The organism is Bradyrhizobium iriomotense (genome assembly GCF_030160715.1).
Classification (GTDB): domain Bacteria; phylum Pseudomonadota; class Alphaproteobacteria; order Rhizobiales; family Xanthobacteraceae; genus Bradyrhizobium; species Bradyrhizobium iriomotense.
Window position 1 is genome coordinate 1 of the sequence record NZ_BSOW01000024.1, and the last position, 13,557, is coordinate 13,557.

The 13,557-nt window shown below is 64.8% G+C and carries 12 protein-coding genes; 7 read left to right on the plus strand and 5 right to left on the minus strand.

Annotated elements, in window-relative coordinates; all coding sequences use genetic code 11:
* Positions 1 to 91 precede the first annotated feature (91 nt).
* Entirely contained in the window at positions 92 to 1,717 is a 1,626-nt protein-coding gene (locus tag QQL28_RS29510) for an MDR family MFS transporter (protein WP_284271189.1), read from the minus strand.
* A complete protein-coding gene (locus QQL28_RS29515; protein ID WP_284271191.1) occupies positions 1,659 to 2,909 on the minus strand; it encodes an HlyD family secretion protein in 1,251 nt (416 codons plus the stop codon). The genes QQL28_RS29510 and QQL28_RS29515 overlap by 59 nt, the downstream gene beginning before the upstream one ends.
* 90 nt (positions 2,910 to 2,999) lie before the next feature.
* Here QQL28_RS29515 and QQL28_RS29520 point away from each other — a divergent pair, with 90 nt between their 5' ends.
* The 7 genes from QQL28_RS29520 to QQL28_RS29550 all read left to right on the plus strand — a co-directional run bounded on the left by QQL28_RS29520 (position 3,000) and on the right by QQL28_RS29550 (position 10,601).
* Entirely contained in the window at positions 3,000 to 3,659 is a 660-nt protein-coding gene (locus QQL28_RS29520) for a TetR/AcrR family transcriptional regulator (protein WP_284271194.1), read from the plus strand.
* Positions 3,660 to 3,798: 139 nt separating this feature from the next.
* Positions 3,799 to 4,167, plus strand: a complete 369-nt coding sequence (locus QQL28_RS29525; RefSeq protein WP_431309664.1) for a MarR family winged helix-turn-helix transcriptional regulator — start codon at positions 3,799 to 3,801, stop codon at positions 4,165 to 4,167.
* A 13-nt stretch (positions 4,168 to 4,180) separates the two neighbouring features.
* The gene (locus tag QQL28_RS29530) at positions 4,181 to 4,951 is read left to right on the plus strand and encodes an enoyl-CoA hydratase (RefSeq protein WP_284271196.1); all 771 of its coding nucleotides are present in this window, start codon (positions 4,181 to 4,183) and stop codon (positions 4,949 to 4,951) included.
* A gap of 158 nt (positions 4,952 to 5,109) precedes the next feature.
* Positions 5,110 to 7,191, plus strand: coding sequence for a methyl-accepting chemotaxis protein (locus QQL28_RS29535; protein ID WP_284271199.1), 2,082 nt, complete (start codon positions 5,110 to 5,112; stop codon positions 7,189 to 7,191).
* Positions 7,192 to 7,319: 128 nt separating this feature from the next.
* Positions 7,320 to 8,261 carry a dihydrodipicolinate synthase family protein gene (locus QQL28_RS29540; protein ID WP_284271201.1) on the plus strand — a complete coding sequence of 314 codons (942 nt, stop codon included), beginning with the start codon at positions 7,320 to 7,322 and terminating at the stop codon, positions 8,259 to 8,261.
* A 268-nt stretch (positions 8,262 to 8,529) separates the two neighbouring features.
* Positions 8,530 to 9,930, plus strand: coding sequence for a selenium-binding protein SBP56-related protein (locus QQL28_RS29545; protein WP_284271203.1), 1,401 nt, complete (start codon positions 8,530 to 8,532; stop codon positions 9,928 to 9,930).
* An 83-nt stretch (positions 9,931 to 10,013) separates the two neighbouring features.
* The gene (locus QQL28_RS29550) at positions 10,014 to 10,601 is read left to right on the plus strand and encodes a hypothetical protein (RefSeq protein ID WP_284271445.1); all 588 of its coding nucleotides are present in this window, start codon (positions 10,014 to 10,016) and stop codon (positions 10,599 to 10,601) included.
* Positions 10,602 to 10,827: 226 nt separating this feature from the next.
* On the opposite strand, the gene QQL28_RS29555 is transcribed toward QQL28_RS29550, so the two are convergent.
* The 3 genes from QQL28_RS29555 to QQL28_RS29565 are packed head-to-tail and all read right to left on the minus strand — an operon-like array spanning position 10,828 to position 13,404.
* A complete protein-coding gene (locus tag QQL28_RS29555) occupies positions 10,828 to 11,526 on the minus strand; it encodes a DUF1045 domain-containing protein (RefSeq protein ID WP_284271204.1) in 699 nt (232 codons plus the stop codon).
* Positions 11,527 to 11,545: 19 nt separating this feature from the next.
* Positions 11,546 to 12,739 carry an alpha-D-ribose 1-methylphosphonate 5-triphosphate diphosphatase gene (locus QQL28_RS29560; RefSeq protein WP_284271205.1) on the minus strand — a complete coding sequence of 398 codons (1,194 nt, stop codon included), beginning with the start codon at positions 12,737 to 12,739 and terminating at the stop codon, positions 11,546 to 11,548.
* Complete coding sequence (locus QQL28_RS29565; RefSeq protein WP_284271446.1) at positions 12,736 to 13,404, minus strand: transferase hexapeptide repeat family protein; 669 nt, start codon at positions 13,402 to 13,404, stop codon at positions 12,736 to 12,738. Before QQL28_RS29565 ends, QQL28_RS29560 begins: the two co-directional genes overlap by 4 nt.
* Positions 13,405 to 13,557: the final 153 nt, after the last annotated feature.

Sequence of the window (13,557 nt, forward strand, 5' to 3'; positions counted from 1 at the left end):
ATCCATGCTGGCCTCCTTCCAGCCAGCATGGTGAATCAGAAACGGGCTGATTTGGGAATCCCAAATCGATTCAACTTAACCCCATCCCGCTTTAGTGCGCACCACCTCCGCCACCCGCCGCCTTCACCGGCCGCGTCAGCAGCACGGCGATCGCGGCCAGCACCAGCACCACGCCGATCACGGCAAAAGTGTCGGAAAAGCCCATCACCAGCGCCTGGCGCTTCACCGTCTTGCCGAGCGCGATGATGGCCTGCTCGCGTGCGGCGTTGGGGTCGGGCACGCCGTGGGCGATGAAGTAGTCCGTCGTCTGCGCGATGCGGGTGCGGACTTCCTCGCGGCCGAGCGTCACGGAGTGGCCGATGATGTTGGAGTGAAACTGCTCGCGCTTGGTGACGATGGTTGCGAGCACCGCGGTGCCGATGGCGCCGCCGAGGTTGCGCATCATGTTGGAGATGCCGGAGGCGGCGGGCGCGTCCTGCGGTGCGACGCTGCCGAGGCTGAGCGCCGAGATCGGCGCCAGCGTCAGCGCCTGGCCGACGGCGCGCACGATGTTAGGCACCAGCAACTGATCGCCTGAATAGTCGAGCGACATCTGGATGTTCATGAACGAGCTCGCGGCGAACAGGAGCAGGCCGACGGCCGCGATATAGCGAATATCGAACCGCTGCATCAGTTTCGGCACTAGTGGAATCAGCAGCAGCTGCGGCAGGCCGGTCCAGGCCAACACGTTGCCGATCTGCTCGGCGTTGTAGCCCTGCACCTGGCCAAGATAGGCAGGCAGAAGATAGACCGAGCCAAACAGCGCGAAACCGAGGAAGATCGAGGCGAACGTGCCGACGCCGAAATTCCACTGCGTCAGCAGGCGCAGACGCAGCAGCGGCTTCTCGACCACCAGTTCATTATAAATGAACAGCGACAGGCTGATCGCAGAGATGATCGCAAGCCGCACGATGAAGGGCGAGCCGAACCAGTCGTCCTTGTTGCCTTCTTCCAGCACGGCCTGCAGTGATGCCAGGCCGACTGCCATGGTCGCGATGCCGAACCAGTCGCCTTCGCGCAACAATCCCAGATTCAGCGGCTGGCGCTCCAGCGTGAAGAACAGGGTAGTCACCATGACCGCGGTGGGCAGCACGTTGACGAAAAAGATGGTCTGCCAGCCATAATTCTCGGTGAGATAGCCACCGATGGTCGGGCCGATCGCGGGCGCAAAGGTCACCGCGAGGGAGAACATCGCCAGCCCAATCGGCTGCTGGCCCTTCGGCAGCTTGGTGAAGACGAGCGTGAAGGCCATCGGGATCAGCACGCCGCCGAAGAAGCCCTGGAAGCCGCGCATCGCGATCATCGAGGGCAGATCGTGAGTGAAAGCACAGGCGACCGAGAATGCCGCAAACAGCGTCGCGAAGCTCAGGATGATGTTGCGGAACGAGAAGACCCGCGACAGATAGTCGGTGAGCGGAATGACGATGATCTCGCCGATCAAGTAGGAGGTCGATATCCACGAGCCGTTGTCGACGCCGGTGCCGATGCCGCCCTCGATGTTGAGCAGCGAGGCGTTGGTGATCTGGATGTTCAGGATCGCCATGAAGGCGCCGATCATCGCCGCAAAGACGGCGACCCAGATCGTGGCGGTGGCGCGGTTCGGATCGGCGACGGCGCGATCAGGCGTCGCGGCCGGAATTAGGCGCGTGGGCGTTGATATCGAGAGGCTGTTTGACATGGCGCGATCCTCCGGAAACAGGCTTTGCTTTGGGCGTCGTTGCCGCTTGCGCGGTCGGCGCCGAACGGGTTGCGATCGTCGGAATCACGGACATGCCGGGCCGCAGCTCGATCGCAGGCTGCGTTTCGGCATCCAGCGCGATCTTCACGGGGATGCGCTGCACGACCTTGGTGAAATTGCCGGTGGCGTTGTCCGGCGGCAGCAGGGCGAACTCCTGACCGCTGGCCGGCGCGATGGAATCGACGTGACCGTGCACGACCTGGCCCGGGAACGTGTCGACCTCGATCTCGACCTGCTGGCCCGCGCGCACATGCGTAAGCTGGGTCTCCTTGAAATTGGCGACAACATAGGCGCCCTCGGTCGGCACGATCGACATCAGCTGCGTTCCGGCCTGCACATATTGTCCGACCCGAAGCGTGCGGTTGCCGATGACGCCGTCGATCGGAGAGACGATCGTGGTGTAGCCGAGATTGAGCTCGGCTTGATGCTGAAGCGCGGCCGCGCGGGCGGCGGCGGCCCTGGCCTGCGCAATCTCGGCCTTCAGGAGTTCGACTTGCTTGAGGGCTGAGGCGAGATTGGCGGTGTCGCGCTGGATCGCGGCGTCGGCACCGGCATCGCGTGCCTGCGCCTGCTGCGCGTTCTGCACACTGCCATAGCCGGTCGCGGCGAGATCCGAATAGCGCTTGTTCTCCTGCTGGGCGAACGTCTTTGCGGCATTGTCGACATCGATGGTCGCTTTCGCTGCCGCGATCACGGCTTGCTGGACGTCGAGCTGAGCCTCCTTGCTCGTTACCGTCGCATTCGCTGCGGCGACATCGGCCCTGGTCTGGTCGAGCGCGACCTTGAAGTCGCGGTCGTCGATCCGGGCGAGCACCTGGCCCGCCTTCACGTGCTCGTTATCCTGCGCGAGCACGTCGATCAGGTAGCCGCTGACCTTCGGCGCGATGGTGGTGTTGTCGGCCTTCACATAGGCGTCATCGGTGGACACCAGGAAGCGGCCGACGGTCCAGTAGCCGTAGCCGTACCAGCTCGCGCCGGCCAGCGCCGCGGCGGCTACGCCTGCAAGCAACAGCTTGCGAAAGCTGAGCTTTCTGGGTCGCGCGGCGGCAGTTGTGGCCGGCAACAGATCCTCCGGCGTGCTTGCGGGAACCACTGTGGATTCGATCTTCGACGGGGTGGTGTGGACGGTCATGGCCGGCTCCCTGAATTAGGAAACTTGACGATTTCCAAAATAGGACTAGCTTCAGAACTGTCAATAGAATGACAGGCATCATCTAAAAACATGGCTCCAGCAAAATCTTCCAGCGAATGCCGTTCCCGTGGACGGCCGCCACTGCGCGACGACGGCGAGACGCGTCAGATCATCTTCGACGCCGCACGGCACGCTTTTGCCGAGAACGGCTACGCGGCGACCAGCACCGAAGAGCTGGCCCGCCGCGCCGGCATTTCCACCAAGACGCTCTATCGGCTGTTTCCGGCCAAGGCGGCACTGTTCGAGGCTATGGTCGCCGACCGGCTCGACCGGCAGGTCTCCGACGTCCAGCTCAAGGGCATCGATCACGCGGACATTGCAGAGGCTCTTTCCACGGCGTTGCTCGCCTGCGCCGACCTCGGGCTCGATCCGGAGGTCGTCGCTTTGCAACGCACCGTGCTCCAGGAATCTGCCGCGTTCCCGGATCTTGCCGTCGCCTTCTATCGCAATGGCATCGCGCGCACGGTGGCCGCTCTGGCGCGCTGGCTGCGCGTCCAGGTGAAGGCTGAACGCCTCGCGCTAGACAATGTGGAGGAGGCCGCGGGCATGCTGATCGGCATGGCCGTCTCGGCCCCTCAGCGCGCCGCGATCTATGGCGGTGTGCCGCTGCCCTCGCGCATGGAGATCGAGCGCCGCGTCCGCTCCGCGGCCGTTCTTTTCCTGGACGGCTGTCGCGCCCCAACGGCATGACGCCCGCGCCGCTTTACAAACAAGCCTTGCCGGGTTATTTGCTTCGCATGCGAAATAAATTGGATCGCGCGTGACCGCGGCACGACACCATCGGCTGATCTACCTCCTGAACGTCGCGCAGCGTCGGCTGCAGCGCTACATGGCGGCGCAGCCGGAGAGCGAGGTGACGCCATCCCAGGCAGGCCTCCTGTTCATCCTCGGCAGACAGGACGGCGTCCTGATGGGCGAGGCGGGGGCCGCGCTCGATCTTGGGCCGGCGGGCATCTCCGGCCTCGTCGACCGGATGGCCGCGGCAAGGCTGGTCGAGCGGCGGGCCGACCGCGAAGACGGCCGCGCCTGGCGCGTCTGGCTCACGCCGAAGGGCCGTGCGGTCGAGGTGCGGGCGAAGGCGGCCGCGACGGAAATCAACGCCGCGTTGACGGAAGGATTTTCCAGCGCCGAGATCGACATCGTCGCGCGCTGGCTGACGAGCATTCAAACCAAGTTTCCACGAACAGCTGATGAATGAGAGGATTTGTCCCATGACCGAGCATGTCCGGACCGAAATGACCAATGGCGTGCTGACGCTGACCCTGGCGCGCCCCGACAAGAAGAACGCGCTGACGGACGCGATGTACGGCAAGCTCGCCGATACCATCGAGGGCGCCGAGACCGATCCGTCGGTCCGCGTGCTCTTGATCCGCGGTGAAGGCGACATGTTCACGGCCGGCAACGACGTGGGCGAATTCGCCGCGGTCGCCACCGGCAAATCCGAGGGCAGCCGCAACGTCATCAGGTTCATCCAGTCACTGGCGCGCTGCACGCGCCCGCTGGTCGCCGCCGTCCAGGGCCGCGCGGTCGGCGTCGGCACAACGATGCTGCTGCACTGCGATCTCGTTGTGCTGGCCGACGATGCGCTGCTGTCGACGCCGTTCGTCAGCCTCGCGCTGGTGCCGGAGGCTGCCTCGAGCCTGTTGATGCCGCTGCGCATCGGTCACGTCCGCGCCTACGAGATGTTTGCACTTGGCGAAGCCGTGCCGGCGAAGACCGCGCTCGAATGGGGCCTCGCCAATCGCGTCGTGGCGCTCGACAAGCTCGACGCCGAGGCTGCCGCGCTCGCGCAGCGCCTCGCAAGGCAGCCTGCCGGTGCGCTGATCGCGACCAAGCGGTTGATGCGAAACGGTGAGGCGCTGGTCGCGCAGATGACGGCCGAGAGCGAGCAGTTCGCGCAGCGCCTGCGCACCGCCGAGGCCCGCGAGGCCTTCATGGCCTTCGCCGAGCGCCGCCCGCCGGATTTCACGAAAGTGTCATGATCTACGCATGGCCGGCGCGGCGCCCCGGCCATGCTTGTCATTCGCCCATGCCAACTTTCCGTTGCGGTAAATTGCGTTCTCGCCAATTCGACTAAAAACTTAACCAAACATTGGCAGGTCGCCCGGCAGAGTGGCGCGCAATCCGGGCGCCCTTGGCAATGACGATGATTAAGAAATCGGTAAGCACGCTTCTCCTGGTGCTGATGGCCCTGCTGGCCGTTGGTGCTCTGACCAGCACGGCGATGCAGATGGCCGGAGCCATCGGCCGCTATCGCGACAGCCAGGAGACCGGACGGTTGGCTGCCGCCGATAAGGCGATCTTCCATGGCGTGCTAGCACTCCGGACCAACCGCGGCGATGCCCAGGGCGCTCTCCTCGGCGAGGACGATCCGCGCGCCGTGATCGCCGATGTCGAGAAGCGCGAGCAGGCCGGCTATGAGGCGATCATCGCGGCCATCGAGACCGTCGAGTTCGCACGCCGCGACGAGATCGCAAGCAAGCTGAAACAGCACTGGGGCGAGGCCGCGCCGCAATTTCGCCTGTTCTTCGACGAGGCCGCGCGTCCGCGCGGCGAACGCAAGATCGAGCGGACCAACCCCTGGTACGAGGCCGTCACAAAGACCATCGAGACGGCGAATCTCGCCTCGACCGCGGTCTCGAACCGCGCCTGGATGAACGATCCTTTCATTGCCCGAATGATCCAGGTTCGCCGTCTCGCCTGGCAGGTGCGCGACCGCTATGGCATCCAGTGCTCGGCACTTCGCCCCAACGTCAACACCAGCAAGCCGCTCGACGAGCCTCAGAAGCTGAATTTGGCGCAATTGAACGGCATCGTCGGCGCGGGCTGGACCGGGCTCGATGAGTTGCTCGCTGCGCCTGATGCGAGCGCGGACCTCGTCTCCACGGCCAAGGAGGCGCGTGCGAAGACCGACTCTGCCGTGCAGCAGATTTCGCAGCTTACCAAGAATTTCGACGGCAGCGGCCGTCCCGCGGTCGCCCCCCAGGAATGGAACGTACTCTGCCAGGCGCCGTTCGCCCCGATCGTGGCCATCGCGACCAAGGCGCTTGACCAGTCGATCGCGCGCGCCGAAGCCGTGCAGGAGGCGGCGCTGACCAAGCTCGTGGTGCAGTCGCTGGCCTTCCTCGCGGCGTTGAGTGTGACCCTGGCCGGCGTGTTCGTTGTGCGCAATCGCCTGGTGCGGCCGGTGCAATCCCTGATGGCGGCGATCGCGCGGATCAGCGCCCGCGACTACGCAACGCCCGTGCCGCAGTCGAAATATCCTGACGAGTTCGGCACGATGGCGTCAGCGCTCGAGAGCCTGCGCGAGAGCGCGGCGACCGCGGAACGGCTCGGCCAGGAGCGCGAGGCGCAACAGGCCCAGCAGCTCGCGCGCTCCGGCACGGTCGACGCGGCCTGCCGGCGTTTCGATGACACCGTGCAGGCGGTGATCCACAGCGTTGCCGAATCGACGAGGGAGCTGGACGCCACCGCGACCGGCGTGCATTCGCTGGTGTCCGAATCCAGCAACCAGACCGCCGCGGTGTCGTCCGCGGCTGAACAGGCCACCAACAATCTCGAGACCATTGCGGCCGCAACAGAGGAGCTGTCGGCATCGGTCGGCGAGATCTCGGCGCAGGTGCAGGCCAGCGCGCGCGACGCGCGCGAGGCGGTCGCGCAGGCTGAGCGGACCAACGGCACCGTCGAGATCCTGGACCAGACGGCCGCTCGCATCGGCGAGGTCGTGAAGATGATCAGTGCCATCGCCGGGCAGACCAACCTGCTGGCGCTGAATGCCACCATCGAGGCTGCGCGCGCCGGGGAGGCGGGCCGGGGCTTCGCGGTCGTTGCCGGCGAGGTCAAGAACCTCGCGTCGCAGACGGCGACCGCGACCGAAGAGATCTCGCGCCAGGTCGCGGAGATCCAGTCCGCGACCGGGCAGGCGGTGTCCGCGATCCGGTCGATCGGCGGCGCGATCGGCGGCATCGACGAGAAGATGACGGCGATCGCCGCGGCCGTCGAGGAGCAGCGCGCGGCGACCACCGAGATCTCGCGCAACTTCCAGCAGGCCGCACTCGGCACCAGGGAGGTGACCGACACCATCGGCAGCGTCGCAAGCCTCAACCGCGAGACCGGCAATGCCGGCACTGTGCTCACGGAGTCGGTCAAGAAGATGTCGGCCGATGCCGATCGCCTGCGCGTGGCGGTCGAAGGCTTCCTGGGCGCGGTGCGCACGGCCTGAGCTACCTCAATCTGCGGTTCCGTGGCGGTGCGAACGGCATTGCCGCGAAGGTGCTTGCCTAGTACATGGTAGGCGGCGCCAGACGCCGCCATGCGGCAGGCACCAGAAGATCAGGGAGACAGAGTTCGATGCCGTCCACGCCCCACAGCAAAGTCCAGCGTCCGTACCGGGGCGTCTTTCCCGTCGCCCCGACGATCTTCAATGAGCGCGGGGAACTTGATCTCGAAGGCCAGCGCCGCTGCATCGACTTCATGATCGACGCCGGCTCGAACGGCATCTGCATCCTGGCCAACTTCTCCGAGCAGTTCGTGCTGACCGACGCCGAGCGCGAGACCGTGATGCATGCCGTGCTGGAGCACGTCGCCGGCCGCGTCCCCGTCATCGTGACCACCACCCATTTCTCCTCGGCCGTGTGTGCGGCGCGCAGCAAGCAGGCCGAGGCCGCCGGCGCCGCCATGGTGATGGTGATGCCGCCCTATCACGGCGCGACCTTCCGCGTGCCAGAGAAAGGCATCGTCGAGTTCTTCAAGGTGCTGTCGGAGGCGATCGAGATTCCGATCATGATCCAGGACGCGCCGGTCGCGGGCACGCCGCTGTCGGTGGAATTGCTGGCACGGCTGTCGTGGGAGTTTTCCAACATCCGCTATTTCAAGATCGAGGTGCCCGGCGCAGCCGCGAAGCTGCGCAGCCTGATCGAGGCGGGCGGCAGCGCCATCGAAGGTCCCTGGGACGGCGAGGAGGCAATCACGCTGATGGCCGATCTCGACGCCGGCGCCACCGGCGCGATGACCGGCGGCGGCTATCCCGACGGCATCCGCCAGATCGTCGATCCCTATTTTGCCGGCAAACGCGAGGAGGCCAAGGCCGCCTATGAGCGCTGGCTGCCGCTGATCAACTACGAGAACCGCCAGTGCGGCCTGATCGCCTGCAAGGCGATGATGCAGGCGGGCGGCGTGATCAAGTCCGACGCCGTGCGCCATCCCCTGCAACCGCTGCACCCGGCCACGCGCGCAGGCCTGATCGAGCTCGCCAAGGAACGCGACGCGCTGGCGCTGCGCTGGGGGAAGTAGGCGCAGCTCTCTCCCAACGTCGTCCTGGCGTTCGCCAGGACGACACCGCATTAAGGCGCGCTCGCTGCGCTCATTTGGGCGGGCCCCATCCGACCGCAAGCGTCGAATTGGCGCGCTTCGGTGAGGTTTCGCCCGGCTGCGCGATGACGTAATGTTTCCGCGCCAACCGAACCTGCGGAACACCTCGAGACATCACGCGTCAGCACTTCATTATGCCGTTATCCCGAGCCAGGTTGGCGCAAGCCGACGCAAACAGGGAGGCAGTGCCATGACAATGCGGCCAGATCCGACCTTCCACGCATCGCCAAAGCTCGCGATGGAAGCGCCGCCCGAAAACTTCGCCTATACGTTGCTGCTCAGCCCGGATTTCTCAAAGCCCGACGCACTTGCGGTGATCGACGCCAAGCCGGGATCGCCGACCTACAGCCAGATCGTCCATACAGTGACGATGCCCAACAAGGGCGACGAGTTTCATCATTTCGGCTGGAATGCCTGCTCGTCGGCATTGTCTCCGCTCGCCGGGCACGCCTTCATCGAGCGGCGCTATCTCATCATTCCAGGACTCCGCTCGTCGCGAATCTACATCGTCGATACCAAGCCCGATCCGACCAAAGCGAAAATTCACAAGATCATCGAGCCGGAGGAAGTCTTCAAGAAGACCGGCTACTCGCGGCCGCACACCATCCATTGCGGCCCAGACGGCGTCTACGTCAGCACGCTCGGCGGTGGCGGCAAGGACGGCACGAGCGGGCCGCCCGGGGTCTTCATCATGGACTGCGAGACGTTCGAGGTGCTCGGCCGTTGGGAGATCGATCGCGGTCCGCAGACGCTGCACTATGACTTCTGGTGGAATCTGCCGCGCGACTACATGGTGACGAGTGAATGGGCGCTGCCGCCGCAGTTCGAGAACGGGATCGTTCCCGAGGATCTCCTGTCGAACAAATATGGCCACCGGCTCCATTTCTGGGATCTCCGGGCCCGGCGCAATGTTCAAACCATCGACCTCGGTGCCAACCATCAGATGGCGCTGGAGGTGCGGCCCGCCCACGATCCGGTTCGAGAATACGGTTTCGTCGGCGTGGTGGTGGACACCACCAATCTGGAAGCCTCGATCTGGACCTGGTGGCGCGAGGGCGGAAAATTCCATGCCGAGAAGACTGCGACGATCCCGCCGGAGCCCGCAGCCAAGGAAAAGCTTCCACCGCTTCTGCAGGGCTTTGGTGCCGTCCCGCCATTGGTGACCGACATTGATCTGTCGATGGACGACAGATTCCTCTACGTTTCCTGCTGGGGCACCGGCGAGATGCGTCAGTACGACGTCCGTGATCCCCGCAAACCCAAGCTTGCGGGTTCGGTGCACACCGGAGGCATCGTGCGCCGCGCGCCGCATCCGAGCGGCAAGGCATATGCAGGTGGTCCGCAGATGGTCGAGATCAGCCGCGACGGCAAGCGCGTGTACTGGACCAACTCGCTCTACTCGACCTGGGACGACCAGTTCTATCCTGATGGCGTTCCCGGCGTCGAAGTGATGGCCAATGTCGGTCGCAACGGCGGCCTCGAGCTTGCCAGCGACTATTTTGTCAGCTTCCCCGAAGGATACCGGGCCCACCAGATCAGGCTGGAGGGCGGCGACTGTTCAACGGACTCCTTTTGCTATCCGTCGGCCTAGATTGGGGAGAGGCGAGCCGGACCCTTGCCTGGCTCTGGCTCGCTCTCCTTGCGAGCGGCATCTATCACGGCGTCAACCCTGGAATGGGATGGCCGCTCGCGGTTTCGGCAGGGCTCTTGGAACGAAGTCCGCGCGCGCTGTTTGGCGCGTTGGGCGCCTTGTCGGCTGGACATCTGTTGGCAACGTTCCTGGTGTTGCTGCCGTTCGCGCTGTTACTGACGCTGGCCGAGTGGCAGCGTCCGATCCAGCTCGCCGCGAGCCTGCTCGTGATCGGCTTCGGGGCGTACCGTCTCGTCGATCGGCGCCATCCGCGGGCGCTGGCGCGGATACCGCCGTCGCAATTGGCGCTTTGGTCATTCGCAGTCGCCATTGCCCACGGCGCCGCGTTGATGCTGTTGCCGATCTATCTCGGGCTGTGCCAGGCCGCTGACCTCGATGCCAGTCACCGGGCTGCCGGCGCGCTCGTCTCGACGAATCTTGCAATGGCGGTGCTGGTTTCGCTTGCGCACGTCGTTGCGATGGTCGTCGCCGGTGGTTGCCTTGCGTGGCTGGTCTACCGCTATCTCGGTCTTAAATTCGTATCGCGAAGCTGGTTGAATCTGGATGCGGTCTGGGCGATCAGCTTGATCCTGGTCGGTGCCATCGCGCTAGTGTTCAATCTCACGAATTGACGTTGATACGAGCACGCCCCACTAGAGCATGATCCGGAAAAGTGTGCAGCGGTTTTCCGAAAAGATCACGCTCAAACAATAATCTAAAGCGCGATGACGATTCATCCTAATCTCATCGCGCTTTAGCCTCATTGCGAGGAGCGAAGCGACGAAGCAATCCAGACTTTTCACGCGGAAAGAGTCTGGATGGCTTCGCTTCGCTCGCAATGACGGAGTATCCGGGCGACTAACGTCTTAACGGCCACTCGCCGATGATGTGAAAGCGTGCCGCCGCGTTTTCCTGTCGGAACAGCGCGATGCGGTCGATCGCGAGCGTCTCAATGTGCAGCTCCGCAAACCGCCTCCGCAACATCTCGACGATCGGCCCACGTCGCCTCGCATCGAGCCGGCCGGTGAGCGTCATGTGAAAGCGGAATTCTTCCATCACATAGGGGTAGCCCCAGCGGTCGAGATGGTCGCGCTGCCGCTCGGTCAGCTTTTCCGGGTTGCGCCTTGCACGATCCCCCGCCGTCAGCGGTGCACGAAACGCATCGAATTCGCGCACGCAATCGGCGGCGAGCTGTATCAGTTCGCTGACGGGCTCGGCCGGGATCACCGCAATGAAGCCACTGATGGAATCTACGACCGGACGAATCACGGGGATCGATCGCGGCTTGCCGGCAAACGCTGCGCACGCCGAGACCAGCTCGGTTTCGGTCTTGCCGCTCGCGAGCGTCATCGGCGCCTTCAGCGTGCCGTGAAACCCGTATTTGCGGGGATCGGCCGTAACGTCGTGCCAGTCGGCTGCAAGGTGCAGCGCTTCCGTGGGAAAGGGCAACTCACGGCCGCTCTGGGCATCATAGCCGAGCAGCTCGGCGCCGAAGCGCGAGAGCGCGCTCTCGGCGTCGGCGGCATAGTAGATCGCGTAGCGGGGAAAATCTGTCATCGCCTCTCATATAGCCGGTTCAGGCGGCGACGACAGCCTCGCGCGATGCCGGGGCAGAGCCGAGCAGGCGCGTTGCATCGGTGAAATGCACCAGCCTGCCCGCGGCGATCACCGCGACCAGCCGCGGCCGCAGTGGCAGGGTGTCGTCGACCAGCAGGATGTCGGCGCGCCGTTCCTCCTTGATCATGCCGCGATCGGACAGGCCTGCGGCCTCCGCCGGTGCTTCCGAGATCAACTTCCAGGCCTGCGCCAGCGGAAGCACGCCATCAGCCGCGAGCCGGAAGGCGGCGAGCAGCTGCGCCGGATAGTAATAGTCCGATGCCAGCACCGAGCAGAGCCCTTTGGCGATCATGTCGGACGCCCTGGTCCAGCCGGTATGGCTGCCACCACGGACCACGTTTGGCGCGCCAAAAATGATGGCGTCGCCGGCCGCCGCGGCCGCGCGCGCCGTCTCTTCGTTGACCGGAAACTCGGCGATCGTGGCGCCCATGTCACGATACGCCTTGCGCATCGCCGGTGTCGCGTCGTCATGCGAGAGCATCCGCACCCCGGCCGCGCGCGCCGCCGCAGCAAGCCGCGCAGTCGATGCCGGGACGTCCGCTGCGCGAGCGGCGACACGACCGACCAGCTCCTCGAAGGCCGCGTCGGGCAGGCCGGTCCGGTCAACCAGGCGGCCGCGCTTGTTCGGCTTCGCCAGATCGCGGATAGTCGCAGCCATGTGATCGTTGAAGGCGAACAGATCTATCCGTCCTTCGGCGAGCCATTGGCCGATCTCGTCCTCCGCGTCGAGATTGTAGGTCTCGTGCCGCAGATGGAATCGGGTGTCGGCGGCAAATTGTGGCCGCAGCCGTTCGATCGCCTCCAGCAAGCGTCGCGCATTATCGCCAGAGCGCAGGCCAGGCTCCCATGACCAGGTCGTGCCGTGGAAGACGGTGGTGATGCCGTTGCTGACGGCCTGCCGGTCGCTGTCGGTGAGCGCCACGTCGATCGGGAAGTCGACGCCCGGGCGCGGCATCATCTGCCGTTCGAAGGCATCGCCATGCAGGTCGACGATGCCCGGCAGGACCAAAAGATTACGGGCGTCGATCGCAAGCGGCGCGCGTGCGCGGCCGCGATCGATCGCTGCGATATCCTGCCCGGAGACGACGAGTGAGGTTTCGACGATCTCCGAGTCGATCAGGACCCGGCCGCCTTCAAGGAATATTTCGGTCACGCGGGGATGCTTCGCTTGCTGGGATGGGACTGGTTGGCAACGATCCGTGCTTCGTACTTTGCGAGGAAATCTTCAATCTCAAGCTTGCGAAAGTCAGGCAAGGCCTTGCGCAAGCTTTCGTGATCCCAGTCCCACCAGGCTAGCTTTGCCAGGCGGCCGGCGATCTCGTCGGAGAAGCGCCGTCGGACCGGGCGGGCCGGATTGCCCGCGACGATGGTGTAGGCGGGCACGTCCTTGGTGACGATGGCGCCTGCGGCCACCACGGCGCCAGTGCCGATATTGCGGCCCGGCAGCACGATCGCGCCATGGCCGATCCAGACGTCATGGCCGATATGGACGTGATGCTGGCGCCGCCAGTCGAAGAACTCGGCCTCGTCGCTCTCGCCCGGAAAATAGGCACTCGCACGATAGGTGAAATGCGCCTGGCTGGCGCGTTGCATCGGATGATTGCCGGGATTGATGCGCGTCATCGCCGCGATCGAGCAGAATTTTCCGATCGTCGTGTAAGTGATCTGCGAATCGTTCACGGCGTAGGAATAATCGCCCATTGTCACCTCGTGCAGGATCGTGCGTGCGCCGATCTCGCAATAGGCGCCGAGCCTGATCTCGTGCAGCTTGGCGGTGGGATCGATGGTCGGTTGGACCGAAAGCGCCTTGGCGACCATGATGGTGTGTCCGTCAAAAGGGGAGGGGCGTTCGTCTTCGAGCGCCTTCATGACGATGTCATGACGCGAAGATGACGGGGGACGACATGCGTAGCATCGCCGCACGGCAGCGCCGCTGTCACACAAATGTAAAGCGGCGGCGTTAGCGGTTGG

Excerpts from the sequence above, each read along its gene's own strand:
- QQL28_RS29515 (WP_284271191.1), bottom strand. The coding sequence starts at position 2,909 with ATGACCGTCCACACCACCCCGTCGAAGATCGAATCCACAGTGGTTCCC.
- QQL28_RS29540 (WP_284271201.1), top strand. The coding sequence starts at position 7,320 with ATGCCGTCCACGCCCCACAGCAAAGTCCAGCGTCCGTACCGGGGCGTC.
- QQL28_RS29525 (WP_431309664.1), top strand. The coding sequence starts at position 3,799 with ATGGCGGCGCAGCCGGAGAGCGAGGTGACGCCATCCCAGGCAGGCCTC.
- QQL28_RS29550 (WP_284271445.1), top strand. The coding sequence starts at position 10,014 with ATGGGATGGCCGCTCGCGGTTTCGGCAGGGCTCTTGGAACGAAGTCCG.
- QQL28_RS29520 (WP_284271194.1), top strand. The coding sequence starts at position 3,000 with ATGGCTCCAGCAAAATCTTCCAGCGAATGCCGTTCCCGTGGACGGCCG.
- QQL28_RS29565 (WP_284271446.1), bottom strand. The coding sequence starts at position 13,404 with ATGGTCGCCAAGGCGCTTTCGGTCCAACCGACCATCGATCCCACCGCC.
- QQL28_RS29555 (WP_284271204.1), bottom strand. The coding sequence starts at position 11,526 with ATGACAGATTTTCCCCGCTACGCGATCTACTATGCCGCCGACGCCGAG.
- QQL28_RS29535 (WP_284271199.1), top strand. The coding sequence starts at position 5,110 with ATGACGATGATTAAGAAATCGGTAAGCACGCTTCTCCTGGTGCTGATG.
- QQL28_RS29530 (WP_284271196.1), top strand. The coding sequence starts at position 4,181 with ATGACCGAGCATGTCCGGACCGAAATGACCAATGGCGTGCTGACGCTG.
- QQL28_RS29545 (WP_284271203.1), top strand. The coding sequence starts at position 8,530 with ATGACAATGCGGCCAGATCCGACCTTCCACGCATCGCCAAAGCTCGCG.
- QQL28_RS29510 (WP_284271189.1), bottom strand. The coding sequence starts at position 1,717 with ATGTCAAACAGCCTCTCGATATCAACGCCCACGCGCCTAATTCCGGCC.